Source organism: Mesobacillus subterraneus (assembly GCF_000934845.1).
Lineage (GTDB): Bacteria > Bacillota > Bacilli > Bacillales > Cytobacillaceae > Mesobacillus > Mesobacillus stamsii.
Genome location: NZ_JXIQ01000001.1, coordinates 20,922 through 45,770 on the forward strand (window position 1 = coordinate 20,922; position 24,849 = coordinate 45,770).

The 24,849-nt window shown below is 43.5% G+C and carries 25 protein-coding genes; 18 read left to right on the top strand and 7 right to left on the bottom strand.

Annotated features, from left to right (window positions below):
- Nucleotides 1-20: 20 nt before the first annotated feature.
- The 5 genes from UB32_RS00115 to UB32_RS20610 form a co-directional block, all read right to left on the bottom strand.
- Nucleotides 21-632, bottom strand: a complete 612-nt coding sequence (locus tag UB32_RS00115) for a 4Fe-4S binding protein (protein ID WP_044390179.1) — start codon at nt 630-632, stop codon at nt 21-23.
- 16 nt (nt 633-648) lie between these two features.
- Nucleotides 649-1,050, bottom strand: coding sequence for a c-type cytochrome (locus UB32_RS20320; protein WP_052806881.1), 402 nt, complete (start codon nt 1,048-1,050; stop codon nt 649-651).
- Nucleotides 1,051-1,133: 83 nt separating this feature from the next.
- On the bottom strand, nt 1,134-1,676 hold the full coding sequence (locus UB32_RS00125) for a cbb3-type cytochrome c oxidase subunit II (RefSeq protein ID WP_044390180.1): 543 nt from the start codon (nt 1,674-1,676) through the stop codon (nt 1,134-1,136).
- A gap of 15 nt (nt 1,677-1,691) precedes the next feature.
- A complete protein-coding gene (locus tag UB32_RS00130) occupies nt 1,692-3,065 on the bottom strand; it encodes a cbb3-type cytochrome c oxidase subunit I (RefSeq protein WP_044390181.1) in 1,374 nt (457 codons plus the stop codon).
- A 201-nt stretch (nt 3,066-3,266) separates the two neighbouring features.
- Nucleotides 3,267-3,389, bottom strand: a complete 123-nt coding sequence (locus tag UB32_RS20610; RefSeq protein ID WP_277813861.1) for a hypothetical protein — start codon at nt 3,387-3,389, stop codon at nt 3,267-3,269.
- Nucleotides 3,390-3,518: 129 nt separating this feature from the next.
- On the opposite strand from UB32_RS20610, the gene UB32_RS20615 reads away from it, so the two are divergent.
- From UB32_RS20615 to UB32_RS00155, 6 genes are all read left to right on the top strand, one after another.
- On the top strand, nt 3,519-3,653 hold the full coding sequence (locus UB32_RS20615) for a hypothetical protein (RefSeq protein WP_277813862.1): 135 nt from the start codon (nt 3,519-3,521) through the stop codon (nt 3,651-3,653).
- 523 nt (nt 3,654-4,176) lie between these two features.
- The gene (locus UB32_RS00135) at nt 4,177-4,755 is read left to right on the top strand and encodes a sulfurtransferase TusA family protein (RefSeq protein WP_044390182.1); all 579 of its coding nucleotides are present in this window, start codon (nt 4,177-4,179) and stop codon (nt 4,753-4,755) included.
- A 41-nt stretch (nt 4,756-4,796) separates the two neighbouring features.
- A complete protein-coding gene (locus tag UB32_RS00140) occupies nt 4,797-5,918 on the top strand; it encodes an MBL fold metallo-hydrolase (protein ID WP_044390183.1) in 1,122 nt (373 codons plus the stop codon).
- A gap of 71 nt (nt 5,919-5,989) precedes the next feature.
- The gene (locus UB32_RS00145) at nt 5,990-6,217 is read left to right on the top strand and encodes a sulfurtransferase TusA family protein (protein ID WP_044390186.1); all 228 of its coding nucleotides are present in this window, start codon (nt 5,990-5,992) and stop codon (nt 6,215-6,217) included.
- A 114-nt stretch (nt 6,218-6,331) separates the two neighbouring features.
- Complete coding sequence (locus UB32_RS00150) at nt 6,332-7,108, top strand: sulfite exporter TauE/SafE family protein (protein WP_044390188.1); 777 nt, start codon at nt 6,332-6,334, stop codon at nt 7,106-7,108.
- A gap of 507 nt (nt 7,109-7,615) precedes the next feature.
- Nucleotides 7,616-9,445, top strand: coding sequence for a M6 family metalloprotease domain-containing protein (locus UB32_RS00155; protein WP_044390189.1), 1,830 nt, complete (start codon nt 7,616-7,618; stop codon nt 9,443-9,445).
- A 32-nt stretch (nt 9,446-9,477) separates the two neighbouring features.
- Here the strand turns inward: UB32_RS00155 and UB32_RS00160 are convergent, their stop codons facing one another.
- Nucleotides 9,478-10,368, bottom strand: a complete 891-nt coding sequence (locus tag UB32_RS00160) for a diacylglycerol/lipid kinase family protein (RefSeq protein ID WP_044390190.1) — start codon at nt 10,366-10,368, stop codon at nt 9,478-9,480.
- Nucleotides 10,369-10,658: 290 nt separating this feature from the next.
- On the opposite strand from UB32_RS00160, the gene UB32_RS00165 reads away from it, so the two are divergent.
- From UB32_RS00165 to UB32_RS00215, 11 genes are all read left to right on the top strand, one after another.
- Nucleotides 10,659-11,315: a potassium channel family protein gene (locus UB32_RS00165; protein ID WP_044390191.1), complete on the top strand. Its 657-nt coding sequence runs from the start codon at nt 10,659-10,661 to the stop codon at nt 11,313-11,315.
- A gap of 151 nt (nt 11,316-11,466) precedes the next feature.
- Complete coding sequence (locus tag UB32_RS00170; protein WP_044390193.1) at nt 11,467-12,447, top strand: BMP family lipoprotein; 981 nt, start codon at nt 11,467-11,469, stop codon at nt 12,445-12,447.
- Nucleotides 12,448-12,470: 23 nt separating this feature from the next.
- Nucleotides 12,471-14,120: a methyl-accepting chemotaxis protein gene (locus UB32_RS00175; RefSeq protein WP_044390194.1), complete on the top strand. Its 1,650-nt coding sequence runs from the start codon at nt 12,471-12,473 to the stop codon at nt 14,118-14,120.
- Between the two features lie 87 nt (nt 14,121-14,207).
- Nucleotides 14,208-14,783: a chromate transporter gene (locus UB32_RS00180; RefSeq protein WP_044390195.1), complete on the top strand. Its 576-nt coding sequence runs from the start codon at nt 14,208-14,210 to the stop codon at nt 14,781-14,783.
- Entirely contained in the window at nt 14,780-15,310 is a 531-nt protein-coding gene (locus UB32_RS00185; protein WP_044390196.1) for a chromate transporter, read from the top strand. Before UB32_RS00180 ends, UB32_RS00185 begins: the two co-directional genes overlap by 4 nt.
- A gap of 101 nt (nt 15,311-15,411) precedes the next feature.
- Nucleotides 15,412-16,671, top strand: coding sequence for a DUF445 domain-containing protein (locus tag UB32_RS00190; RefSeq protein WP_052806882.1), 1,260 nt, complete (start codon nt 15,412-15,414; stop codon nt 16,669-16,671).
- A 101-nt stretch (nt 16,672-16,772) separates the two neighbouring features.
- Nucleotides 16,773-17,960, top strand: coding sequence for an MFS transporter (locus UB32_RS00195; RefSeq protein ID WP_044390197.1), 1,188 nt, complete (start codon nt 16,773-16,775; stop codon nt 17,958-17,960).
- Between the two features lie 73 nt (nt 17,961-18,033).
- The gene (locus UB32_RS00200; RefSeq protein ID WP_044390198.1) at nt 18,034-19,440 is read left to right on the top strand and encodes an MBL fold metallo-hydrolase; all 1,407 of its coding nucleotides are present in this window, start codon (nt 18,034-18,036) and stop codon (nt 19,438-19,440) included.
- Nucleotides 19,441-19,522: 82 nt separating this feature from the next.
- Nucleotides 19,523-20,212: a response regulator transcription factor gene (locus UB32_RS00205; protein ID WP_044390200.1), complete on the top strand. Its 690-nt coding sequence runs from the start codon at nt 19,523-19,525 to the stop codon at nt 20,210-20,212.
- Entirely contained in the window at nt 20,202-21,608 is a 1,407-nt protein-coding gene (locus UB32_RS00210; protein WP_044390203.1) for a HAMP domain-containing sensor histidine kinase, read from the top strand. Before UB32_RS00205 ends, UB32_RS00210 begins: the two co-directional genes overlap by 11 nt.
- 34 nt (nt 21,609-21,642) lie before the next feature.
- Nucleotides 21,643-22,626, top strand: a complete 984-nt coding sequence (locus tag UB32_RS00215) for a Gfo/Idh/MocA family protein (RefSeq protein WP_044390204.1) — start codon at nt 21,643-21,645, stop codon at nt 22,624-22,626.
- A gap of 37 nt (nt 22,627-22,663) precedes the next feature.
- On the opposite strand, the gene UB32_RS00220 is transcribed toward UB32_RS00215, so the two are convergent.
- Nucleotides 22,664-23,719: a lactonase family protein gene (locus tag UB32_RS00220; RefSeq protein ID WP_044390206.1), complete on the bottom strand. Its 1,056-nt coding sequence runs from the start codon at nt 23,717-23,719 to the stop codon at nt 22,664-22,666.
- Between the two features lie 203 nt (nt 23,720-23,922).
- Here UB32_RS00220 and nadE point away from each other — a divergent pair, with 203 nt between their 5' ends.
- The gene (gene nadE / locus UB32_RS00225; RefSeq protein ID WP_044390207.1) at nt 23,923-24,744 is read left to right on the top strand and encodes an ammonia-dependent NAD(+) synthetase; all 822 of its coding nucleotides are present in this window, start codon (nt 23,923-23,925) and stop codon (nt 24,742-24,744) included.
- Nucleotides 24,745-24,849 lie beyond the last annotated feature (105 nt).

Sequence of the window (24,849 nt, forward strand, 5' to 3'; positions counted from 1 at the left end):
CCTCGCTCTTAAAAATAAAATTAGAACCAGCCAACAAGCAGGATCAGAACAAGCACAGTTGTTGTTCCCCATGTAATCCATACTCCAGGATGGGTAAGCCATTTTGTTTTGTCCTCCACACGGGAAATGCTCTGGGCAAGTCCATATGGGCAAACTTTGCAAAAAGAGTTTCTTGCCTTGTAAGACAGAGCGGTATAAAGAACAGCAGTAGAAGTAACAAGGAAGAAGTATTTATCCATTTTGAAATGGGCGAGTGACTCCCAAATTGTCAGTGGGTTGTAAAAGTAACTGACAGTCGAGTACGCCATGAAGACACTAACAGCCAACGCGAGCAGGAAGGAAACTACTTTGCCGTTGTCACCCAACTTCGTTTCGATTTTGTTCAAAAGCATGCTGAAGGTATTGTGTGGGCACGCATACTGGCAAAAAGCCCTGTACACAATCATGGACAGTGCAAGAAACGCCATCATGAACAAAAATAAGAACACAAAAAATAAATAGCCAGCTTCATAGGATAATTGAAAGCCGAACAAGAACAGCTGTTCCTTGTCGATATCCATCCGGAAACCGTTCCAGAATGGCAGTGTGAAAATTAGGATGAAAAAGGCCCATCTAGTTATTTTTTTCCCCACGAAAATCCCCCTCTCTTCATCGATAATCCTCTAAGAATTCATAAACCTTATCGATCTCTTTGTCTGTGTAAAGATGTCCGATTGCCGGCATCGTATTGCGGCCGTTTTTGATGACATTTTTAATGTCCTCTTCTTTCAGCCTGTCTGTAACACCCTTTAAGTCAGGGGCTGCCCCCGTAGCGTGACAGTTCAGGCAAGTTCCGGTAAAAATAAGCTCTCCTTTGTTATCCTGTGGAGCTGCCTCGGGTTCAACTTCAAGCTTTCCAGGCATGAAGATTGCATAGCCAATCGCCCAGATGGCGACAACATAAAATACAGCCACCAGAAGTTTCGGAACTTTATTGTGTTCAATTTTAATACCGGAGACTAGATCCTCGTCTTTGCGATCCTCATCATGTTGCTGATTTTCTTTTTTCACGGTTTACACCTGCCTTTTAAAGCTGTGATAGAACTCCTTGCCTTCAGCCGCAGGGATTCAAGGCAAGGAGAATGGGACCAATATTATTTATCGTTCATTGAATTTTGCTCTTCCCGCTCTTTCTTGTACTCTGCTAATCTTTCTTCCGTTGGCTTAAGACTCATCAAGTAAGCAACTAGGTCATCCAGTTCCTTATTTGTCAGGTAATCGAAGGATGGCATAATCGAACCAGGACTTGTGGATTGAGGGTCAATTAAGTGCTGGCGATGCCAGTCTTCGTTATATTTCAGGCCAACCCACATTAAATCCGGACCTGTACGGTTAGAACCTAAAAGATGTGGCAAATCATATTTGTAGTCACCGCCTTGAGAAACTGGTCCAAGGTTTTGGTTTGTATCGGCAGGCAATGCACGTACAAATTGTGTATGGCATGTCTGGCAGCCGTTTTGAATATAAATTTCCCGTCCTTTTGCTTCAGCAGAATCCTCTGGATAGTTGCGAAGTTCCCCGCTTGCTGTTGCAGAATTGATTTCCTGGTCGAAAAGCGGAAGGATGACCGTTCCGGCGACACCGAACATCCATAAAATCAATGCAACCATTAATACAGCTGATGGTTTACGTTCCAACTTATTCCCTCCTCATTAAGCAGTAACAGCTTGGTGCAGTGCTTGCTGTTTTTTCTCTTGTTTTGCAACTTTAATTGTTTTATACATATTCCAAGCCAGGAAGAACTGGGCGACATACATCATCGTTCCGCCAATTGCGCGGCCTTGCACGTATGGTTCCATCATCAATACAGTCTGCAGGAACGGAACGCCTTCAATCCATGCGAATCCTTGGACAACGCCAGCAATCCACAGCGAGAAAGCGAATACAAGAAACCCGACTGTAGAGAACCAGAAGTGCGCCTCCATTGCTTTTTTGCTGAACATTTCCCGTCCGACGATTTTTGGCAGGATGTAATAAATGGCAGCGAAAGAGGTGAAAGAGAATGCACCGAATGGTCCCATATGTGCATGCCCAACAGTCCAGTGCGTGAATTTAATGACAGAACTCACAGATGGAAGGGCTTGCAAAGGACCTTGAAGACAAGCGAAAAGGTAGAAAATTGTCCCGGCCATTGTGAAGCGAAGCGGTACGTTTGTTCTAGTCTGTGCCCATGATCCTTTCATCGTTCCCCAGAAGTTGGCTAATACGGCCCAAACCGGAATTAACAGCACAATGGAAGGAATAACGCCAGCTTTTGATATCCAGCTTGGAATCGGACCATTCATCAAATGGTGAGGGCCATTCCAAACATAAAAGGTGGCAATTGCCCAAAACCCAATCATCGATAGCTGGTGGCTGTAAAGCGGACGTCCAGTCAATTTAGGAAGCAGGTAATAAATTTGTCCAACACCGACTGTTGTCATCCAAAGCCCAATTGCGTTATGCCCTAAAAACCAGCCCATCAAGCCCTGCTGTACGCCGCTTGGAATCCATTGTGCCGGAAAGTTTCCAACAATCCATGTCAATGGCAGCCACAGCAAAGATCCGAGAAAGTACCACAGGCTAACATACAGCATTTTCTCTGTTCTTTGGCCAACTGTTTTGAAAAGGTTATAAGCAACAATTACGATTGCAATCAGGAGCTGAACATCCACCCAGAGTGGGAATTCTCCGTACTCAATGACAGAGGTTTGCCCGTCAAGCAATGCGAAGAACCCTTCTAAAATGACAATATTGTAAAATACTAAAGAAAAATTCCCGAGCTTTTCACTGTATATTTTTGTTTTAGCAAGCTTAGGAATCATGTAGAACATCGATCCTACATAAGCCATTGATAACCATGCATAGATGACGAGCATGACATGGGCTGAGCGAATATGACCGTAAGTTGTCCAGCGATTGTTCAATAGATCAGGCCAGATTTGTTTTGCTGCAGTAAGAAGTCCCATACTCATGCCGATGATAATCCAAATAACAGCAGCAATGAACCAATTCTTGGAAGAACTCCATTTTTCGTCTGTAAACATTTTTCCACTCCCTTGTTCATAAAATAAACATAAAAATTTCACAATTTCTTCACAATCTGCTATGTTACATGATACATCCCATGAGGAATTATAGTTATTCAATTTTTTTATCGTGTTATCTAATTCTTTTATCCTTGTCTATTTAAGCGAGTTGGGGCAAAAAAAAACAGAACGAAATTTAATCGCTCTGTGGAGGGGGATTTAGTTTTGCTCTTCCTTTTTATTATACTTTTTTCGGAGTGTATCAAGGATGAAGATAATCAGGATGGGCACTCCGATGTAGTAGAAAAAATCGAAGAAAAAGCCAAGGGATTGATGATCCATTTTTCAGCCTCCTTTTTTAGATGATCACATTGTAATCCGATCGTTTTTTTTTTACAACCCCTGGACGGTTTCGAAAATTTCTGTTAAAGTATTTCGAAAGTAATGATATTAAGAAAAGGGGGTGGAAGAATGGTACCGGGAGCATGGATTTTATTGAGCGTCATGATCGCCTTTACTGCTTCAGCAGGAATCATCTGGGCATGGAGCAAGAAAAATGGGCTTTACGATGAAAGTGTTAAATATAGAATGCTAGACGAAGATTAATGAGCCTGAAGCAAATCTTTACAATCTGCTAATTGAAAGATGCTTCACTTTAGGTTTTTTTATTTCCGCAGTTTTCCCGCCTTTGAATGCCCCGGCCTTTCCAATTATTTTTATACTAGAAAACCTTTTCCCCTAGTAAAAGAATTAGAAAATCTTTCACAACTTTTCCTCTGTTTTGCATAGAATGATGATATCTGTGTAAAAAAGCAGTGATTCGCTGTGCAGCGCCCTATTTAAAAAATGTCAAAAAAAATTCATAATTACGGTTGACAACAAGGTAAATATTTTATAGTATATACCCTGTGAGGTATTTTGGCGATTTAGCACTGTAATCACGTTATCAAACATATAATTTATATACTGCAAAGGAAATGGCATAAGAACAGTTTGCAGTTAACAGTAGACTTATTTGGTCTAAGACGAGAAGAAATTATCGATGAGGTCGAATTGCTAGTGCAGCTTGATGCTAAACAAGGCAATGACAGCCTGTTCATCAAATAGATTTTTCATTGGAGGTCAAAAAATGGAAACTGTTAAGACAAATACTACAGTCGATGCTAAAGGGCTTGCCTGCCCAATGCCGATTGTCAAAACAAAGAAAGCTATCAATAATTTGAATCCTGGCGAAGTGATAGAAGTGCTCGCAACGGATAAAGGTTCAAGGGCAGATATCCAAGCTTGGTCTAAAAGTTCTGGCCATCAGTACCTGGGAACGATTGAAGAAGGCGACGTTCTTAAGCATTACATCCGCAAAGGCGGTTCAGTTGAAGATCAGGAAGAAACAAAATTCGAGAACATTGTGTCAAACGAGGAGCTTTTGAAAAAGCTGGAAGCGAACGAAGATGTTCTTGTCCTTGATGTAAGGGAACCAGCTGAATATGCCTTTGGACATATTCCACATGCAATTTCGATTCCTTTCGGCGATCTTGAAAACCGGATGGAAGAACTAGATAAATCCAAACCAATCCTTGTTGTTTGCCGCACTGGCAACAGAAGTGACATGGCGTCCCAAGCACTCGCAAGCAAAGGTTTCACAAAGATTTGGAATGTCGTTCCAGGCATGTCTGAATGGACTGGACCAACAGAAACGCAGGTAAAGTAATTTTTTTAAAGAAAAATATACCCAGGGAGGTAACATACACTATGAAAGCAATGACGTCTAAAGAAGTAACAAAAAAAATATTCAATAAAGAGCCTTTATTTATCCTAGATGTCCGTAATGATACCGACTTCCAAGACTGGAAAATTGAAGGCGAGAACTTCGAACATTTGAACATTCCATACTTTGATCTTCTTGATGGAGTAGAAGAAATTCTCGATCAATTGCCAACTGATAAAGAAGTGCTTGTTGTTTGCGCAAAAGAAGGATCTTCTGTAATGATTGCTGAAATGCTTGATGAAGCTGGCCGTGATGTATCTTATCTTGAAGGCGGAATGAAAGCATGGAGCGAACATCTTGAGCCAGTGAAGGTTGGGGAACTGAAGGACGGAGGTTCTTTGTACCAGTTCGTCCGCATTGGGAAAGGCTGCCTTTCCTATGCAGTTGTTTCCAACGGGGAAGCTGCTTTGATTGACGCTACAAGAATGACGGATGTTTACCTGGACTTCGCTAAAGAACAGGGCGTTGAAATCAAGCATGTATTCGATACCCATCTGCATGCAGACCATATTTCTGGCGGCAGAAAAATTGCCGAAGCTACAGGTGCAACTTACTGGTTGCCTCCAAAAGATGCAGATGAAGTAAGCTTTCAATATCAGCCTCTTGAAGATGGCAATGTTGTAAAGATTGGAAAAACTAGTATTGACATTAACGCGCTTTATACACCAGGACACACAATTGGTTCTACATCGTTTGTAGTTGATGGAAAGTATCTTCTTTCCGGGGATATCCTATTCATTGATTCAATTGGACGCCCGGACCTTGCGGGCAAAGCGGAAGACTGGGTAGCAGATTTAAGAGACTCCCTATACAACCGTTATAAGCAGCTTTCTGATGACCTACTTGTTCTTCCAGCACACTTCATGATCATCGATGAGTTGAATGAGAATGGCAGCGTATCGGAAAAACTAGGGACACTGTTTGCGAAAAACCATGGATTGAACATTGAAGACGAAGCGGAATTCCGCAGACTTGTAACAGAGAACCTGCCTCCTCAGCCAAATGCATACCAGGAGATCCGCGAAACGAACATGGGCAAAATCAGCCCAGACATTGAAAATCAAAGAGAAATGGAAATCGGACCAAACCGATGTGCAGTGAGATAAACTGGCAACGGGGCGCTGTTGCTTCCAGACCAGTATCGGAAACTTTTTTATCAACCAAGGAGGATGTTAACATGATCGTAGCGAAAGTATTAGACGCAAAAGGACTTGCATGTCCGATGCCAATCGTAAAAACTAAGAAGGCTATCACGGACCTTCAATCTGGAGAGGTACTTGAAATTCATACAACTGATAAAGGTGCTGTAAAAGATCTTGCAGCTTGGGCACAATCAACTGGAAATGAACTACTGAAGCATGAAGAAGAAAACGGTGTGTTCATGTTCTGGATGAAGAAGGCCTAATGGAACGAGGGAGCTTGTCTCCCTTTTTCTTGTGATTTTTTTGCGTAACGGACCGGGTTGAAGAACACGGTGAAGGAAATATACAGCAGTTACTGAAACGGAGGAGAAAGCCCGATGGATTTTTCATTTTTTATCGTGATATTTTTAATTGGCTTTATCGGTTCTTATATTTCCGGGATGGTTGGAATTGGCGGTTCGATCATAAAATACCCAATGCTATTATATATTCCGCCATTATTTGGTCTTGCGACATTCAGCGCACATGAGGTTTCAGGTATCAGTGCGGTCCAAGTTTTCTTTGCGACCATCGGCGGTGTCTGGGCATACCGTAAAGGTGGATATCTGAACAAAACATTGATCATTTACATGGGTGCTGCCATCCTGGTTGGATCTTTGATCGGAAGTTACGGTTCCCAATTCATGTCCGAAGGCGGCATCAACCTTGTTTACGGTATTCTAGCTTTAATCGCCGCAGTTATGATGTTCATCCCTAAGAAAAACATCGATGATATTCCGCTTGATCAGGTGACATTTAACAAATGGCTTGCCGCCTTTTTCGCCTTGATCGTCGGAGTTGGTGCTGGTATTGTCGGCGCAGCTGGTGCATTCTTGCTCGTGCCAATTATGCTCGTCGTTCTAAAAATTCCAACAAGGATGACCATTGCGACTTCACTGGCCATTACATTCATTTCCTCAATCGGTTCAACAGCTGGGAAAATAGCCACTGGCCAAGTAGACTTCTGGCCGGCACTCATCATGGTTGTAGCAAGTCTAATTGCCTCTCCACTAGGAGCAAACGCAGGAAAAAAAGTAAATACAAAAATTCTTCAATATATCCTTGCAGTACTAATCCTTGGTACAGCAATCAAAATCTGGATGGATATCCTGTAAAATTCAGGTATGGAAAAGACTCCGCGGAAGCGGAGTCTTTTGTTGTGGTACTGGGATAATTGTCTTGAATCGAATCTATTATTTTGACAACTTTCGGGTGGGAAGGGTAAAAGCTGTCAAGAAAGAGAGCTTATTTTGACAACTTTCAGGTGAAAAGGGCAAAAGTTGTCAAGAAAGAGTAGTTATTTTGACAACTTTCAGGTGAAAAGGGCAAAAGTTGTCAAGAAAGAGAGGTTATTTTGACAACTTTCGGGTGAAAAGGGTAAAAGTTGTCAAGAAAGAGAGGTTATTTTGACAACTTTCGGATGGAAAGGGTAAAAGTTGTCAAGAACCCTCAACGGTGCTATCCCTCTTAGCGAATAATCATGATATAAACATGAAATTGCCAGAAATTAAGGCTTTTGATGCATCGGAGAAACTACTAAATAAGTCGCAATCCCTATTTTGAATTTACTTAATATTTTATATTATTTAGGTAGTGGAAATTTTCTGATAGGGAGTGAATGTATGTTAAAAGTCCTTTCAGCTTCGGCGTTGTCTGTTGCTTTAGCAGGAAGCGCAGTGTTTGCGGGAGTAAATGCAAGTAATTCCGAGGTTAAACCGCAAAGCAAATATGAACTGAGTCTTGCGCATCATGTAGGTGCAGCTCCAGAGCTTGTTGATAGAGCAAAGGAGTTAGGTATCGATATTTCTAAAGTTGATCCTGCTGAAAAAACGGCAGAAACTGGAGTGAAATTCCAACAACCGGGTGATAATCATGTTGCCTATAAAGAGGCGTCTGGTGATATTCCGGTGCTCGTTCTTTTAGCGAAATATCCTAATGGAGATGAACCAATAGGTGATATGCCAGGACAAGTTCCGGCACATTACTTTGAAGATCTCATTTTTGGTGCGGAATATAATCCTTACGAACTGCCACAGTTTAAGAAATATGATGGTCTGGATGTTCCCAAAAACCGTACGATGCAAAATGCTTACAAGGAATCAAGTTATGGAAAAGTGAATCTAGTCCGTAAAGAAAATACGGAATTTGTTTGGGTAGAGATGCCTAAAGGTGCCTCTTATTATCTTGACCAGGAAGGAAAATACGCAGAAGGCGGTGTCTATAAGCTTGGCAATGTGAACGGAGATGCCCATACTGGCGAATTCATCCGGGACCTTTTAAAAGCAGCGGATAGCCAAGTCGATTTTTCCAAATATGCAGATGAAAATGGTGAAGTTCCCAATGTTTTCGTCATCCATGAAGGGACTGGAGCAGAATACAGCCGGGACCCGGGACAATTCTGGTCTCATAAGTGGAATATCCTTAGCGCACTATACTATGGAAAATACTATGAAACTGGCAAACCAGCTCCTCAGTATGAAGGTGTAGATCAAGACCAGTGGATTGCAGATACAATCAAGGAAGACATGACTTACGATGGCGTCGTCGTTAACAATTACAATATCCAACCGGGAATTGGCGGTAACGTAGCTGGCTTCGATGCAGCGACTAACATGTATAAAGAAGAAGCGAAAACAGGTCCATTCCCAGTTCAAACTGGTGTTTATGCACACGAATTTGGGCATGCGTTAGGATTGCCTGATTTCTATGATACTCTTTACTCCTCAGAAGGGGTAGGGAACTACTCCATGATGGCGGGTGGCTCATGGATGCGTTATCCTGACAAGGCTGAATATGGCGGAAATTCACCGACACACTTCGATCCGTTCTCAAAGATTTTCCTGGGATGGGCTAATCCAATCGAAGTAACTCCTGAAAACGGCGTGCAGGAAATCACTTTACCAGCTGTAAACAAAGCAACAGCTGACAACGGAATCGTGAAAATGGAAGTTCCAGGATCGAACGGGACCGAATACTTTCTTTTTGAAAACATGCAGCAGGATGGCTTCAACAAAGGGATGATTCGTCAAGGAGAAGATGCTCATGGTCTAGTAGCATGGCATGTGGATGAAAATGTCATTAACCTATATCAGACAGCTGGTTTCCGTCCGAATAACGTGGAAAACTGGATGAACAAGCGCTTCCAGTATAACCAGTCACAGACGGCAAGCAATGGAGATGTGGTAACGCATTATGGTCTGTCCGTTCTTCAAGCAGACGGAAAATATGATTTGGAAAAGAATCTTAACCGCGGAGATGCTGGGGACTTCTTTCAGTCTGGCAGCAAAATCACTCCTGTTTCCGGAAATGTCCACACAGGCTCTTACTACTTCTGGAAAGGGTATGGTGCTACACCTGCTGATTCCGGTATCCATGTAACTGGTATCAAAGAAAATGCAGATGGCTCGATTACCGCTAAGTTTTTCTATAACTTTGATTCAAGTGTAAAATAAGGCGAAAAACCTGAGCATGGATAAATTCCTGTTCAGGTTTTTTTTGTTGGAACAAAAACATCGAGATGTCCTCGGAGTACTTTTGCACAAAAAGGCAAAGACTCACCTTCTTCTCCATCCACATTCACCACATGTTCTTGATCCGAAGCGACAGTAAGATAGGCGGAGCGGAAATATTCGATATCCTTGCTTTCTGCCAATTCTCCTTTCAAAAGGGAAGGGATGAGGGTTGCAATTTTTGGGATGGATAATTTTTTGATGATAAACGTGTGGAATACCCCATCATTCACGTCCGCTTCAGGAGCAAGTGCCTCAAAGCCACCAACGGAATTCGTAAGGGCTGTAAGCAAAAGGAAGGTCTCCCCTTCCCATTTTCCTCCTTCATGTTCCACACTAATGGTAATCGCATTCCCATTTAGGAAAGATTTTGCTCCTTCGATAAAATAAGCAAGCGGTCCAAGTTTCGTTTTTTGGTCCGTGCTCACCTTGTAAGAGGCTTCTGCAATCGCCCCAACTGCAAGAACATTGGCAAAATAAGATTCATTAACCTTTCCAATATCGACGGGACGAAGATTTTGGTGTTCTAAAATAGAAATGGCTTCATATGGTTCCAAAGGAATATGAAGTGCCCTGGCAAAATCATTGACAGTTCCGAGGGGAATGATTCCTAGTTTGGGCCGGTGAGCCTGATCGGCTAGTCCATTTATCACTTCATTGATCGTTCCGTCCCCACCCATAGCGATAACCGCATCAAAAAAAGAAACGCTTGCTTCCGCTGCAAATGCAGCTGCATCCCCCTCTTTTGCGGTTGTTCTAAACTGTATGTCTTTATATTTGTTTCGCAAGGTTACATCTATTTTTTCTGCGTATTCCTCCGCTTTTTCCTTGCCCGAAGAAGGATTTAAGATAATCATTGTTTTCATGCGAACAACCTCCAATCTATGATAACTTATCTCAGTTATTTACCTTTGATATTCTATTAATAAACCATTTAGAAAAAATTAATGTGAATTACAGGAATAGCAGTCTGTGTTTGAAAAAAACGCTGTATTTCAACCCGACTCCTGTTTACAACCTAGATGAGAAGGAGGTATGATAACAACAGTTTCAGTATTCTGGTGCTGTAGGGCTTTCACATAGCAAAATCATTTCAACCTTTCAGCGATAACAAAGAATAAAGGTCATTCTGATGATCGGGTAGGAGGATACTAGTATGGCAAATCAATATGCAGTCATTGGGATGGGGCGCTTTGGTTCGAGTGTTGCCACCACCTTGTATAATGAAGGAAATGAAGTACTGGCGTTGGACAAAAATGAGGAACATATCGAGGACTATAAAGAGTTTGTTACCCATGCAGTAATCGGGGATTCAACGGATGAGCAAACATTGCGGGCAGTGGGAATCAGAAATTTTGATACGGTGATTGTTGCCATTGGAGATGACATTCAGGCGAGCATTCTTACCGTCCTGATTTTAAAAGAGATGGGAGTTGCTAATGTTGTCGCAAAAGCGCTCAACAAGCACCATGCACAAGTATTGTTCAAGGTTGGCGCGGACAAAGTTATCTTTCCAGAACGGGACATGGGAGAACGGGTTGCTCATCAGCTGATGGCATCGCCAAATGTATTGAATTTCATCGAGCTTTCGGACGATTACAGTATCGAAGAAATCAAGCTGCCAATGAGCATGGCTGGCAAAAATCTGATTGAAATCAATCTTCGTGCCAAATACAATATCACAGTAATTGGCGTTAAAACGGCAGATAGGGTAGATATTTCGCCAGATCCAGAAAAAACACTTCGGGCAGAGGATATTCTGATTGTACTCGGAGAAAATGGCGACCTGAATAAATTCGCCAAACTAAAATAATTAGGAAAGTGGGATGGCAGCGACCAGCCTGCTTTTTTTATTTTAGTTTGAAAATAGAGAAAATATTTACTTTTTTTCTGTCCTTAACAAATATAGATTGTGACCGATGAAAGTACTGTGAATTTACTCAAAAAGGGAGCAGGTCATCAAGATGAAACGAATAATGTATATGCTTTTTATCGCTGTTTTACTAACGGGAGGACTTGCCGGCTGTGGAAATACAGAGAGGAAGGCGAAGGAAAGGGTGAAGATCGGCATTATGTTGTCTGACGTCGGACTAGGAGACCAATCCTTTAGCGATGCAGCATTTGCCGGTTTAACGAAAGCAAGAGATGAATTGGATATCTTATTTGATTATCGGGAACTGCAGCAGACAGGCAGCTATGAAAAGGGATTTACTGAGCTGGTGGAGGACGGAAATGATCTTGTCATCGGGCTTGGGTTCATGGTTCTTGCAGATCTTGAAAAAGTTGCAAAAAAATATCCGGAGCAACAGTTTATCCTGGTTGATTCCGTATCTGAATTGAAGAATATCACATCGATTACTTTTAAAGAAGAACAGGGCAGTTTCCTCGCTGGAGCTGTTGCAGGAATGGTAACCAAATCAAAAGTTGTCGGATTCGTGGGTGGTGCGGATGTACCGCTGATCCATAAATTCAAGGCTGGTTTTGAACAGGGTGTGAAAACCGTGAATCCAGCTGCTGAGGTGAAGGTCGCTTATTCAGAGGATTTTGGCAATGCAGATCTTGGGGGAGAGATTGCTGCTGGAATGATTGATCAAGGTGCAGATGTTCTTTATGCAGCTGCTGGGTTTACAGGAGTAGGTGTTTTGAAGGAAGCACAAGCGAGGAAAAAATTTGCCATTGGTGTAGATAGCGACCAATATTTTTTCGCCGAAAAGGCGATCATTACTTCTATGCTGAAAAATGTGGATATCGCACTTTATGATGCAATAAAGGAATTTAAAAATGGGAAGAAGCTTGGAGATAGACAAATCGAGCTTGGGATAGAGGAACAAGGAGTCGGACTTGCGCCAGTTAGAGTCATCAAGCTGAGTCCGGAACAGGAAAGGAACTTGAAAGAACTAGAAACAAAATTAGCTGCAAATAAAGTGTCCATTTTGCTTGACTAACAGCTGCAACTGGGGGAGCCAACATGACAATCAAAAGAAAATTACTGTTGAACTTATTGGTCGCTATCGGTCTATCGATTGTGATGATTTCTTTTATCATATATCGAATGCTGATGATTCAAACATCGAATCAAGATTATGTTCAGGTATTGCTTACCGTTCAGAACCTGCAGGCTGAAACATCGGCTACGAAACAATCGCTAAGCAATTTTTCCTTTAATCCAACCGATGGAAACAGGCAGGATGCATTGGCAAAAATCGCGAAAACATCGGAAATTTTCACAGAGGCAAAAGGATTGATCCAAGAGGCGGACAGCAGAAAAGTCCTCGATAAGGCTTTAGAAAAGTTTTCTGACCTGAACACCGAAGCAAAAAAATCCCTTGATGGCAAAATCAGTGAGGAAGTGAAACGGCAATCGCTCCGCAGTGAAGGGATTTTGAATGATCTATACCTCTTAAATATCCAGGTAAACGATTATTATGATGCTCTTCAGGAGGATTTACAAAGTCAGATTCAATTCATTATTTTCTCGGCAATCCTCGGCAGCATTCTGCTTGTTCTTGTTGCTGGAGGAATCGGAGTGAGGCTGACAAGCTCGATTACAGGACCGTTAAAGCGAATTTCCATCAATGCCCAAGAAATCGCCAAAGGGAATCTAAAGATAGAAAGTGTATCCTACAAGCATAAGGATGAGCTTGGGACCTTAAATCAGTCCTTTAACATTATGGCTGCCCAATTGACTTCCTTGCTGCAAAAGGTGAATCAGGCAAGCAAAGAAGTGGAAGATTTTGCAGAGGAAATTGAACAGGAAAATGTTGTGCTTATCGAGATTTCGAACCAGGTCGCTGTATCGACGGACGAGCTATCAGCAGGTGCCCAAACCGTCTCGGAAGACTTGCAGCAATCCGTTGAGTTGATTGACGAAATGGATAAGGAAATCATGCTGAACCTGGACTACAGTCGGGAGTCTTCTTCCTATAGCCAGGAAGCAGTTATAGCAATTGGGGAAGGGAGAAAAGCAATTGATGGGCAAAAAGGTTTGATTACAGAAAATAAGAAGGCGTCCTATTCCATCCAAGCGGCTACGGGCAAGTTTGTTGGGTATGCCGCAAATATAGAAGACATGGCTAAATCTGTTGCAGCAATCGCAGCGCAAACAAATCTGCTTGCATTGAATGCGGCAATTGAAGCAGCTAGGGCAGGAGAAGCCGGCAAAGGATTTGCGGTCGTAGCGTCAGAGGTCAAGAAGCTCGCCGAGGAATCAAACGAGGCAACCACGCAAATTTTCGATATGGTCAATCTGTTGAAGACTGGACTTGATGAAGTTGGGGAAGCGGTGAACAAAGGCGGAGTCATTGCTGATGAGCAAATGGAGTCAATGAACATGACAATGTCAGCTTTTGAAAATATTGAAGCAAAAGTCAGCGGCATTTCGAAAAAAATCGCCCAGCTTGTAGGCGGGATGGAAACCTCTAAGGAACTTGGAGCAAAGGTTTTGCATAATGTTGAATCGATTAGTGCTGTCGTCGAAGAAACAGCAGCTGGAAGCGAAGAAATTTCAGCCTCGACTACAGAGCAATTATCGGCATTCGGCACGCTTTCAGGAAAGGTTACAGACTTGCGAAAACTGACCAATGAATTGAATGAATCCGTTTCAGCCTTTAAATTTTAGCAATCCTATACAGTTTCCATTATATAAGTCTATAATAAAAAAAAGGAAATAAGCTTGATAGAAGACTGTATAAGAGAAGGTGAAGTTTTGAAGCAAAGGGAATTATTTTTGGCGTTTTTCCGCGTAGGGATCCTCGGGTATGGCGGTGGGCCGTCATCGATTCCGCTTGTACATAAGGAAGTAGTCGATAAATATAAATGGATGGACGCAGATGAGTTTGGGGATATTCTTGCTCTGGGAAATGCGCTTCCAGGTCCGATTGCGACAAAAATGGCTGGCTATATCGGCTTTCGAGTGGGGGGAGTCCTGGGCATGGTCAACGCTCTTTGTGCCACGATGATCCCAACCATTATTTTGATGATTTTCCTGCTGACTGCTCTAAACTCATACAAGGACCAACCTTGGGTAAAAGGAATGGCGGAAGCAGTCGTCCCAGTTGTTGCTGTCATGCTGGGCGTCCTGACATGGGATTTTATCAAAAAGTCGGGAAAATCGAAGCTGGGCTGGACATGGACAGGTATTTCGCTGATTGCCAGTCTCGTGCTGCTTCAGTTCCTTCATGTCCATCCGGCAATATTAATTTTGATCTTGCTAGTTGGTGCTTTAGTAAAAAAAGACTCCTCCCCATCTGAACAGAAACAAATGGGAGGAGAGCGAAAATGATCTTTTTCCAAATATTTTTGGCTTTTTTCATTCCGGGTATTTTAGGCTATGGGGGTGGGCCTGCCTCGATCCCTCTGATTGAAAATGAAGTCGTTGACCGATATGACTGGATGACGGTCAACGAATTTAGTGAAGTACTGGCGATGGGCAATGCGCTTCCGGGGCCGATTGCAACCAAGATGGCTGGATACATTGGCTATTCAGAAGGGGGGATTCTCGGTGCCGTTGTCGGCGTGTTTGCAACAGTAGCACCCTCTTTGATATTAATGATCACCCTGCTCGGACTACTGATGAAATTCAAGGACTCTCCGCGTGTCAAAAGACTGACAATTGTCGTTAGACCAGTTATTGCAGTGCTTATGGGAGTGATGACCTATGATTTTGTATTCTCCTCCTATGAAGGGATAGGAGTAACCCAGACCATCCTGATCGGCGGAATTAGCTTCGTTCTGATGAAAAAATGGAAGATCCACCCCGCCTATGTCATCGCTGGAGCACTCGTTTATGGGGCACTTGTCCTCGTGTAAAGAAAAGTCCTCTCTGGGGGGCTTTTCTTTTTAATAGCTTTCTCCCTGGTCATTTGGGTAAAATAGATGGGAATCAATCAAATAGTAACCGAGGGAGATATATGGAAAAACGAATGAATACATCTAGACATTTAGCGGCTATTTCGCTGGCGATTATGGGAGTAGGGTTCCTTGCAATGATTCCATTTCAGGAGTCGCTGGTCGGGAAATTATTGATGGGGGGCTTTGAAGCCGGTCTTGTTGGCGGGCTAGCCGATTGGTTTGCAGTGACGGCGCTGTTCCGGCATCCGCTCGGCATCCCAATCCCGCATACGGCGCTTTTGCCGAAAAATCGTGATAAGGTAACGGGTGCGTTAATCAATATGCTTGAGAATGATTGGCTCACAAAAGAAAGTATCATGGAAAAGTTCAAGCAAATTCCTATTTTGGAAAAAATCATTGAAACAGCTGAGAAGGGGCTTCATTCTGACGCTGTGAAAAATAGCATTCATCGGTTTAGTCTGGAGATGGTTAGAAAAATAGACGTTGAACGGTTCGCCCCGATGATCGAAAAAGAAATCAAAGACATGCTGCTTTCAGCCGATAGTTCCGATTTATTGCAAAAGGCAGGAAGTCATATCCTGGAAAAAGAATATGATTCGGCTGCATTCGACTATGTTTTGCAAGAAACAGAAAAATGGGCAGCTGATGCTGAAGCGAAAATGGTTCTAGGCAAGCTCGGAAAACAGGCCATTGATACAACCGAAGCTGATGGTCTCTTGAAATTTGCCATTCAATCATTCAGCAATATGATTACCGAAGAAAAAGTAGGAACGATTTTACAATCCTTCATTTTAAAAAGAATGAAAAATCTGCAGCAGGATGATAATCGATACCGCCATATGATCCTGGATAAACTCCGCAAAGAACTGGGAAGCATTAGTGAACGGGATGCCCTGATGGCTGAAATCCAGTCCTGGAAAGATAAGATGATCGAGGAAATGAATGTGACCGGACAAATCAAGGGAGTCCTGGCAAAATCAAAGGAACGCCTAGTAGCGGAAATCGAAAAGGATCGTTTTATGGATGACATGGTGATTCCAGTAGTGAAAAGGTTTTTCGACGAAATCAAAGCAGATGAAGGAAAGGTAACTGCGATCGAAAGCTGGCTTCATGGGAAAATTGCGGAACAGATTGACAGAAACCATTCGAAAATTGGAAAACTGGTCAAGGAAAATTTGGATCAGCTTGATACCGAAACACTCATTGACATGATGGAAAATAATGTAGGAAAAGACTTGCAATGGATCAGGGTCAACGGTGCGGTGTGCGGCTTTCTGATTGGAATAGGCTTAACCATATTCAAATTTATTGTTCTGTAAGTAGTGAAAAAATAATCAGAAACACGGTGACTTCGTAGATTTTATAAAAAAGAAAATTTGCCACAGTGCCTTCACTCATATAGTCAGAAAGGATGAAAGACATGAATCAACCAGCAAAAGAGGCTCAACAGCATCACGGCACTGAGAAAATTTGGAGCAAGGATTTTCTGCTTATTTTTTTAGCGAATTTCTTTATCTTCATGGGATTTCAAATGACATTGCCAACCATTCCTCTGTTCGTCGAGCATTTAGGCGGCAATGACCAGTTAATCGGCTTTGTCGTTGGTATTTTTACATTTTCCGCATTACTCGTGCGGCCATTTGTCGGCAGGATGCTGGAAACGAAAGGGCGAGGAATCATCTACCTGACAGGACTGGCCATCTTCGTTGTATCTGTTGGTTCATTTGGATTTGCTTCGGGAATGGCTTTGCTATTTTTCATGCGAATCATCCAAGGAGTTGGCTGGGGATTTTCAACAACCGCGTCTGGCACAATCGCAACGGACCTCATTCCGCCGAGACGGAGAGGGGAAGGAATGGGATTTTTTGGACTCTCCGGGAACGTCGCATTGGCGATGGGACCAACGCTTGGACTTGCTTTGGCTGCTGCTATTTCCTTTAAGCAATTATTTTTAATCAGTGCCGCTCTTGGTCTAGCTGCATTTGTTCTCGCATCAAGGATAACCTATAAAAAGGCAGAGAAAGCGGAAAAGGTTCAGGTGAAGCGCAGATGGGATTTATATGAGAAAACTGCCCTGCAGCCATCCTTGCTGTTGTTGTTCATAACAATTACCTTTGGAGGTATCGCTTCCTTCCTGCCGCTCTACTCAGCCCAGAAGGGAATTGCAGGGATCGAATGGTACTTTTTTATTTTTGCGGTGACGTTAATGCTATCAAGATCTTTTGCCGGCCAACTTTATGATAAAAGAGGCCATGGTGCTGTTTTTCTGCCTGGGACATTTTTGATCATGATCGCGATGATTCTATTGGCTTGGCTTCCAAACAGCCTGGTGATGTTCATTGCGGCCGGCCTATATGGATTCGGTTTTGGTTCTGTCCAGCCCGCATTGCAGGCTTGGGCTGTCCAGGAGGCACCGATGAACAGGAAAGGAATGGCGAATGCCACCTTTTTCTCCTTTTTCGATTTAGGTGTCGGAGTTGGGGCAATGGCTTTCGGTCAGATTGGCCACTGGCTTGGATATGGAAGTATCTACATCGCTTCCGCTGTTTCCGTTTTCGTTTCGATCCTGCTCTATATTTTGATGATGAAAAAACCAGCTAGAGCCTAAATTTCTTGTTTTTAAAAAATAGGAAGAGGGGTATAAAGGAATATAGGCACATAAAAATGTAGGGGGAATCTAGATGTATTTCAAGTCATATTTTGATGACCAGCTCGCCCATATGTCATACTTCATCGGCTGTCAGAAGACGGGACAGGCGCTTGTTATCGACCCGGCAAGGAATATTCAACCTTATTTGGATACAGCCAATAAAGAGGGATTTACGATCACTGCCGCAACGGAAACCCATATTCATGCAGATTATCTGTCAGGTGCAAGAGAGCTCGCCCACCACCATGGAGTCAAGCTGTATGTATCGGATGAAGGGGATAAGGACTGGAAGTATCAATATGTTGACCAGTATGAGCATGAATTAGTTACGGAAGGATCAACCTTCCATATCGGGAATATTTATTTTGAAGTGATCCATACCCCGGGACATACCCCGGAAAGCATCTCCTTCTTATTGACGGATAAAGGTGGCGGTGCCAATGAACCAATGGGCATGTTTACGGGCGACTTTCTGTTTGTCGGCGACGTCGGCCGTCCTGATCTTCTCGAAAAAGCAGCAGGAATCAAAGATACATCCGAGGCTGGCGCTCGCCAGATGTTTGCGTCCCTCCGGAAAGTGGAAAAGCTGTCTGACTTCTTGCAAGTATGGCCAGCACACGGAGCAGGAAGTGCCTGTGGAAAATCACTCGGTGCCGTTCCGATGACCACTTTAGGTTATGAGAAAAAATTTAATTGGGCTTTCCAGATTAAAGAGGAGAATAAATTTGTGGAGGAGCTGCTAGCCGGTCAGCCAGAACCTCCGAAATACTTCGCCCAGATGAAGAAACTGAACAAGGAAGGTCCAGAATTGCTCAGACAGGAAGAGACACCTAAAGTGTCGCCGTCCGACACTAAAGTGTCGCCGTCCGACACTGGGAATGCAGTAGTCGTAGATACCCGACCGGCAAATGAATTTGCCGCAGGGCATGCGGAAGGAACAATAAACATCCCGTACAATAAATCCTTCACAAACTGGGCTGGCTGGCTATTAAGCTACGATCAGGACATTGTATTGATTGCAGATCCAGAAGAACTAGCTGAAGTGAAAAAATCCCTGCAGTCCATCGGGCTTGATCAGGTAACAGCATACATTGATTCGAAAGAATTAGCCGGCAGTCTGGAAGCATACAAGACCGTCACCGCCAGCGAGGCAAAAAAAATGATGGAGGACGATACCTACTTTGTCATCGACGTCCGCAACCAGAGTGAATGGGATAGCGGCCATATCCCTGGTGCCCATCATATCATGCTCGGCAACCTGACCGACAAGCTTGACGAAGTGCCAAAAGACAAGAAAATCATTGCCCATTGTCAGTCAGGCGCACGCTCCGCGATCGGAACAAGCCTGCTTCTGAAAAATGGTTATAAAGATGTGCTCAATCTCGAAGGAGGATTCAACGCTTGGGAAGCAGAAGGACTTCCAGTTAAAAAAGAATAACAGGAAAGCCAGCTCATTCTGTGAGCTGGCTTTTCTGTATGATAGACTTTAGATAACTGATTATGTAATAGAGGGGATTGCCGTGAAAATATTAGTGATTGAAGATAATGAGAGTGTGTGTGCAATGATTGAGATGTTTTTTTTAAAAGAGGGAATGGAAGGAGAGTTTGTGAATGATGGCCTCAAGGGGTATGAGGCATATAAGAGGGGGAACTGGGATTTAATGATTGTCGACTGGATGCTGCCGGGGATGGATGGGGTCAGCTTGTGCCGGAAGGTCAGACAGGAGGGCAGTGAGATTCCGATCATTATGCTGACAGCGAAAGATAGCGAGTCGGACCAGGTTCTAGGACTTGAGATGGGGGCGGATGATTATGTGACGAAGCCATTTAGCCCGCTTACTTTGATGGCGAGGATCAAGGCTGTTACGCGCCGGTATCATAAGCAAGATAACAGTGATGTCGGGACGAGCCATTTGAAAATCAACAAAGATACACGGGAGGTAAGCCTCGACGGCAAACCGGTAACGAATTTGACGCCAAAGGAGTTCGACCTGCTCCTCCTCTTCGTCCAGCATCCGCGTCAAGTATTTACTAGAGAACAGCTGCTCGAGCGTGTTTGGGGTTATCAATATTACGGAGATGAACGGACGGTGGATGTCCATATTAAGCGGTTAAGGAAGAAGCTGGGTAGTGTTGACCAACCGTTCTTCCACACGGTTTGGGGAGTCGGCTATAAATTCGATGAAAGTGTTGATGTGCATGAAGGTTAAGTATATTTATCAGCAATTCCTCAGCCATATCAGCATCATCATTGTTGCTTTCCTGATCCTGAGTCTTGTTTTTACAAAGTATGTGGAAACATTGGTCTATAAAAACAAGACGGAGGAGCTTGTTTCCTATGGCGAGAATATTCTGCGGGACCTGGATCGGGGTGTGGAACTGCCGGATCAGGTGATCAATCAATATGCACGAGTTCTGTTTGGCCGCGATATCCAATTCAGTGTGTTTGATGAAAATATTCAGCTGCTGAATCCCATCAAGTGGAGAGGGCCAGCAATTGAATTAACGGAAAAAGAGTGGAGTCAGCTTACAAACGGGAAGCCAATTGTCAAAAATTATGACTTGGAACGGTATAACCGTGCTGTGACCCTTGTGGTTTTGCCATATTTAGATCGTGGGCGATTTGTTGGTGGTATTCTCCTGACCTCGCCAATTAGCGGGACACGGGAAACGATTGCCGAAATCAATAAGTATTTGTTTTATACGATGCTGATCGGTCTGTTCGTCTCTTTCTTGCTAAGCTGGATTCTGTCGCGGATTCACGTCAACAGGATCAAAAAGCTTCAGGAAGCTACTTCCACAGTCTCAGCTGGGGACTATACGGTAAAAGTACCGAGTTCCGATTTTGATGAGATTGGCGAATTGGCAAAAGATTTTAACAGCATGGTTGACAAGCTGAATGAATCGAAATCGGAAATTGTAAATTTGGAAAATCGGCGCCGCCAGTTCATGTCCGATGTGTCCCATGAATTGAGAACACCGCTTACTACCATTAGCGGAATCGTCGAAGGACTAAGGAATGATATGATTCCCGAGGCGGAAAAAGAACGGGGGATCAATCTTGTCAGCCAGGAAACGAAGCGGTTGATTCGCCTCGTCAATGAGAATCTTGATTATGATAAAATACGCTCCAATCAAGTGCAGCTACATTTAGAGGATATTGAGCTGGTAGAGGTGTTTGAAATCATCCAGGAGCAACTTGAATTGCAGGCAGGGGAGCGCAATAACCAAATTAGAATAGAAGTGGAGGATTCGGCAAAAGTTCATGCAGATTATGACCGCCTTGTCCAAATTTTGATTAACATTACGAAAAATAGTATCCAGTTCACTGAAAACGGGATGATCACGCTACGAGGCAGGAAGAGGGAGCAGATGACTGTAATGGAAATTGAGGATACCGGTATCGGCATTGACCCGGCTGAAATTGAAAAAATTTGGCATCGGTTCTACAAAGCAGATCTCTCGAGAACGAGCAATCCCTTCGGGGAATTTGGGCTAGGTTTATCCATCGTCAAGCAGCTAGTACAGATGCATAAGGGAAAAATTAAAGTAGAGAGCGAACACGGCAAAGGGACAAAGTTTGTGATTGAACTACCTTTTCGGTAAGATATAAAACGAGCTGAAGGAGAGGATGAACGAGATGGTGCGATTCGGAGTGGTAGGAACAAATTGGATTACGGAAGCTTTTATAAAAGGGGCAAGCCATCATATGGATTTCAAGTTGGCTGCAGTGTATTCCCGTACGGAGGAACGTGCTGCTAAGTTTGCAGACAAGTTCGGTGTGGAAACTATTTTTACGGATTTGGAAGCGATGGCCAAAAGCGATGCGATCGATGCCGTCTACCTTGCCAGCCCCAATTCTTTGCATGCCAGCCAGGCGATTATCTTTATGAAAAACGGCAAGCATGTTTTATCCGAAAAAGCGATTGCGTCCAACAGCCATGAACTTGGCGATATGATCAAAACGGCAAAAGACAATCAAGTGGTATTGATGGAGGCGCTGAAATCAACCTTAATGCCAAACTTCAAGGCAGTCCAGGAGAATCTGGACAAAATCGGTCCGATCAGAAGGTACTTTGCAAGCTATTGCCAGTACTCCTCTCGCTATGATAAATACAAAGAAGGAATCGTACTGAATGCTTTCAATCCGCAATTCTCTGCTGGTTCGCTGATGGATATCGGAATTTACTGCATATACCCGCTCATAGTGTTGTTTGGAGAGCCCAGGTCCGTTCAGGCGAACGGCTACATACTTGAGTCTGGTGTCGATGGAGAAGGCAGCCTGTTATTGAAATACGATGAAATGGATGCGGTCATCCTGTTTTCAAAGATCACGGATTCGACGCTCCCTTCAGAAATACACGGAGAGAATGGAAACATCCGCATTGATAAAATCAGCTCGCCTGAAAAGGTGGAAATTTTTTACCGTGATGGCAGAAGAGAAGATCTAGCAAGAAAGCAGCTAGCAGATCAGATGTTTTATGAAGCAGAGGAATTCATTGCCTTAATTCAGCAAGGGAAAATGGAATCCAAAAACAATTCGCTCGAAAACTCGCGAATCACGATGAAGATTCTCGATGAGGCTAGGCACCAAATGGGAGTCAAATTTCCAAGCGATCACTAAAAAGGTAGGCAGGTTGTTTTAGCACCTGCCTACCTTTTTAGTAATTTAAAAACTTTACGCAAACCGGATCTGGAACCTTTATATCAGACTGTAATAAAGTTAACCTGCCTGTTTCAACATCACGAGAGTAGAGCGCGACATTGCTGGAGTTCTGGTTTGCGGCAATCAGGAAGTTTTCGCTTGGATCAAGCACAAAATCCCTTGGCCAATCTCCTTCTGTTGACGTATCTTCAATAAAAGTAAGCTTAAAGCTTTCTGGATCCACCAGGAAAACAGCAATGCTATTATGCCCACGATTGGCTGCGTAGACGTATCTTCCATCAGTTGAAATATGGATCGCGCTGCCTTGGTTGTTTTCGGTAAAATCTGCTGGCAGGGTGGAGATCGCTTGCATCTGTTCGAAGCTGCCATTTTCCCGCTCGTATGTTAAGACAAGAACCTCTGAACTGAATTCGGTCATCAAATAAGCGATTTTCTTATTTGGATGGAAAACAAGATGTCTTGGACCGCTGCCTGGTTTTACATGCATTCTACTCTTTTCTATCAGCTGGCCATTGTCGAGTTGGTAGGTAATCAACTGGTCGATGCCAAGGTCGATCACGGCAGCGTAATTCCCGTCCGGGGTAAAACCGGCAAAATGGGTGTGCGCTTTTTCCTGGCGCTTATCAGGCCCCGATCCTTCATGGGCCACGCTGGATAAGGTTGCCGAAATCCTTCCTGTTTCAGCGTTCAATAAATAAGAATCTGCAGAACCTTTATGGTAATTGGCGGACAAAAGCAGGGTGTTGTCCGGATTCACGCTCACATGGCAGGGAGATGATCCTGGAGCAAGCTGCGAATTGATGAAAGATAATTTTCCGGATTCGAGAATATCAAAGCCTGCCACTCCCCCGTTACCACCTTCTTTTGCAACGGCGTATAGGAAGCGGTTATCCTCGCTTATGGTCAGGTAAGTAGGATTTTCCAGCGCAGCTGCTGGTGCTACATTAAGAATCTTTTGATTTGCTACATCCAGTGTAAAAGAGTAGATGCCTTCACTGTCCCCTTTTGTATACGTACCGAAATATCCTTTAAATGTTTCGTGATTCGTCATTATGGATTGCCTCCCGTTCTTTCAAATAGTTGTATGTATTCTAGTCTAGCAAAAAACAGGCAACAGACAAAATGTTACGTTCCTAAACCGTAAGGGTAAAATGAGTCTAGATGTCAGATTTTCTGACTAACATCTAGACTTTGAACTTTAAATTGGATATGCTACGGTTAAATAGTTTCACGTGATTTTCGAGGAGGGTTATCATGAGTTTGCAAAAACAGATCATTGCGGCTTTGAATGTGAAGCCGCAAATTGATCCCCAGCTAGAAATCAGGAACAGAATTGACTTTTTAAAAAAATATTTGCTTACAGCACAGGCAAAAGGATTTGTACTTGGAATCAGCGGCGGCCAGGATTCCACTCTCAGTGGAAGACTTGCCCAGATGGCTGCAGAGGAATTGCGGTCGGAAGGCAAGGAGGCAAAGTTCGTGGCTGTCAGACTTCCATATGCTGTCCAAAAGGACGAGGATGATGCCCAGAAAGCATTGGAATTTATTCAGCCTGACCAAACAATCACCTTCAATATCCAGCCTGCTGTCGATACTTTCAATACACAATTCGAAGCAGCGATCGGCGGCAAGATGACGGATTTCAATAAAGGGAATGCAAAGGCAAGGATGAGAATGATTACCCAGTATGCTATTGCCGGACAGGAAGGCATGCTGGTAGTTGGGACAGATCATGCTGCCGAGGCAGTAACCGGTTTTTACACGAAATACGGCGACGGAGGGGCCGATTTGCTGCCATTATCGGGCTTGAATAAGCGACAGGGCCGGGAGTTGCTCAAGGCATTGAACGCTGGCCCGGAACTTTACTTAAAAGAGCCGACTGCGGACCTTTTGGACAATAAACCGCTTCAGTCCGATGAGACGGAGCTTGGTGTCAGCTATGAAGCAATTGATGATTATTTGGAAGGAAAGCAAATAGAGGAAGCAGCCGCTGCGAAAATTGAAGGCAGATACCTTGCTTCAGAGCATAAACGGCAGATGCCCGCAACCATGTTTGACTCCTGGTGGCAGAAATAACAAGGAACAAGCAAGCTGCGCTGGTCGAAAAAAGCGTAGCTATTATGCATGAAAAGATAGAAGATAAAAAAAGGACGGATGAATTGGCTAACGGGTTCGTTTGAT

Coding starts and splice junctions, on each gene's coding strand:
- UB32_RS00215 (WP_044390204.1), top strand. CDS start 21,643: ATGGTGCGATTCGGAGTGGTAGGAACAAATTGGATTACGGAAGCTTTT.
- UB32_RS20610 (WP_277813861.1), bottom strand. CDS start 3,389: ATGGATCATCAATCCCTTGGCTTTTTCTTCGATTTTTTCTACTACATC.
- UB32_RS00135 (WP_044390182.1), top strand. CDS start 4,177: ATGGAAACTGTTAAGACAAATACTACAGTCGATGCTAAAGGGCTTGCC.
- UB32_RS20615 (WP_277813862.1), top strand. CDS start 3,519: ATGGTACCGGGAGCATGGATTTTATTGAGCGTCATGATCGCCTTTACT.
- UB32_RS00190 (WP_052806882.1), top strand. CDS start 15,412: ATGGAAAAACGAATGAATACATCTAGACATTTAGCGGCTATTTCGCTG.
- UB32_RS00130 (WP_044390181.1), bottom strand. CDS start 3,065: ATGTTTACAGACGAAAAATGGAGTTCTTCCAAGAATTGGTTCATTGCT.
- UB32_RS00145 (WP_044390186.1), top strand. CDS start 5,990: ATGATCGTAGCGAAAGTATTAGACGCAAAAGGACTTGCATGTCCGATG.
- UB32_RS00200 (WP_044390198.1), top strand. CDS start 18,034: ATGTATTTCAAGTCATATTTTGATGACCAGCTCGCCCATATGTCATAC.
- UB32_RS00160 (WP_044390190.1), bottom strand. CDS start 10,368: ATGAAAACAATGATTATCTTAAATCCTTCTTCGGGCAAGGAAAAAGCG.
- UB32_RS00140 (WP_044390183.1), top strand. CDS start 4,797: ATGAAAGCAATGACGTCTAAAGAAGTAACAAAAAAAATATTCAATAAA.
- nadE (WP_044390207.1), top strand. CDS start 23,923: ATGAGTTTGCAAAAACAGATCATTGCGGCTTTGAATGTGAAGCCGCAA.
- UB32_RS00165 (WP_044390191.1), top strand. CDS start 10,659: ATGGCAAATCAATATGCAGTCATTGGGATGGGGCGCTTTGGTTCGAGT.
- UB32_RS00175 (WP_044390194.1), top strand. CDS start 12,471: ATGACAATCAAAAGAAAATTACTGTTGAACTTATTGGTCGCTATCGGT.
- UB32_RS00185 (WP_044390196.1), top strand. CDS start 14,780: ATGATCTTTTTCCAAATATTTTTGGCTTTTTTCATTCCGGGTATTTTA.
- UB32_RS00220 (WP_044390206.1), bottom strand. CDS start 23,719: ATGACGAATCACGAAACATTTAAAGGATATTTCGGTACGTATACAAAA.
- UB32_RS00150 (WP_044390188.1), top strand. CDS start 6,332: ATGGATTTTTCATTTTTTATCGTGATATTTTTAATTGGCTTTATCGGT.
- UB32_RS00170 (WP_044390193.1), top strand. CDS start 11,467: ATGAAACGAATAATGTATATGCTTTTTATCGCTGTTTTACTAACGGGA.
- UB32_RS00195 (WP_044390197.1), top strand. CDS start 16,773: ATGAATCAACCAGCAAAAGAGGCTCAACAGCATCACGGCACTGAGAAA.
- UB32_RS00155 (WP_044390189.1), top strand. CDS start 7,616: ATGTTAAAAGTCCTTTCAGCTTCGGCGTTGTCTGTTGCTTTAGCAGGA.
- UB32_RS00210 (WP_044390203.1), top strand. CDS start 20,202: ATGAAGGTTAAGTATATTTATCAGCAATTCCTCAGCCATATCAGCATC.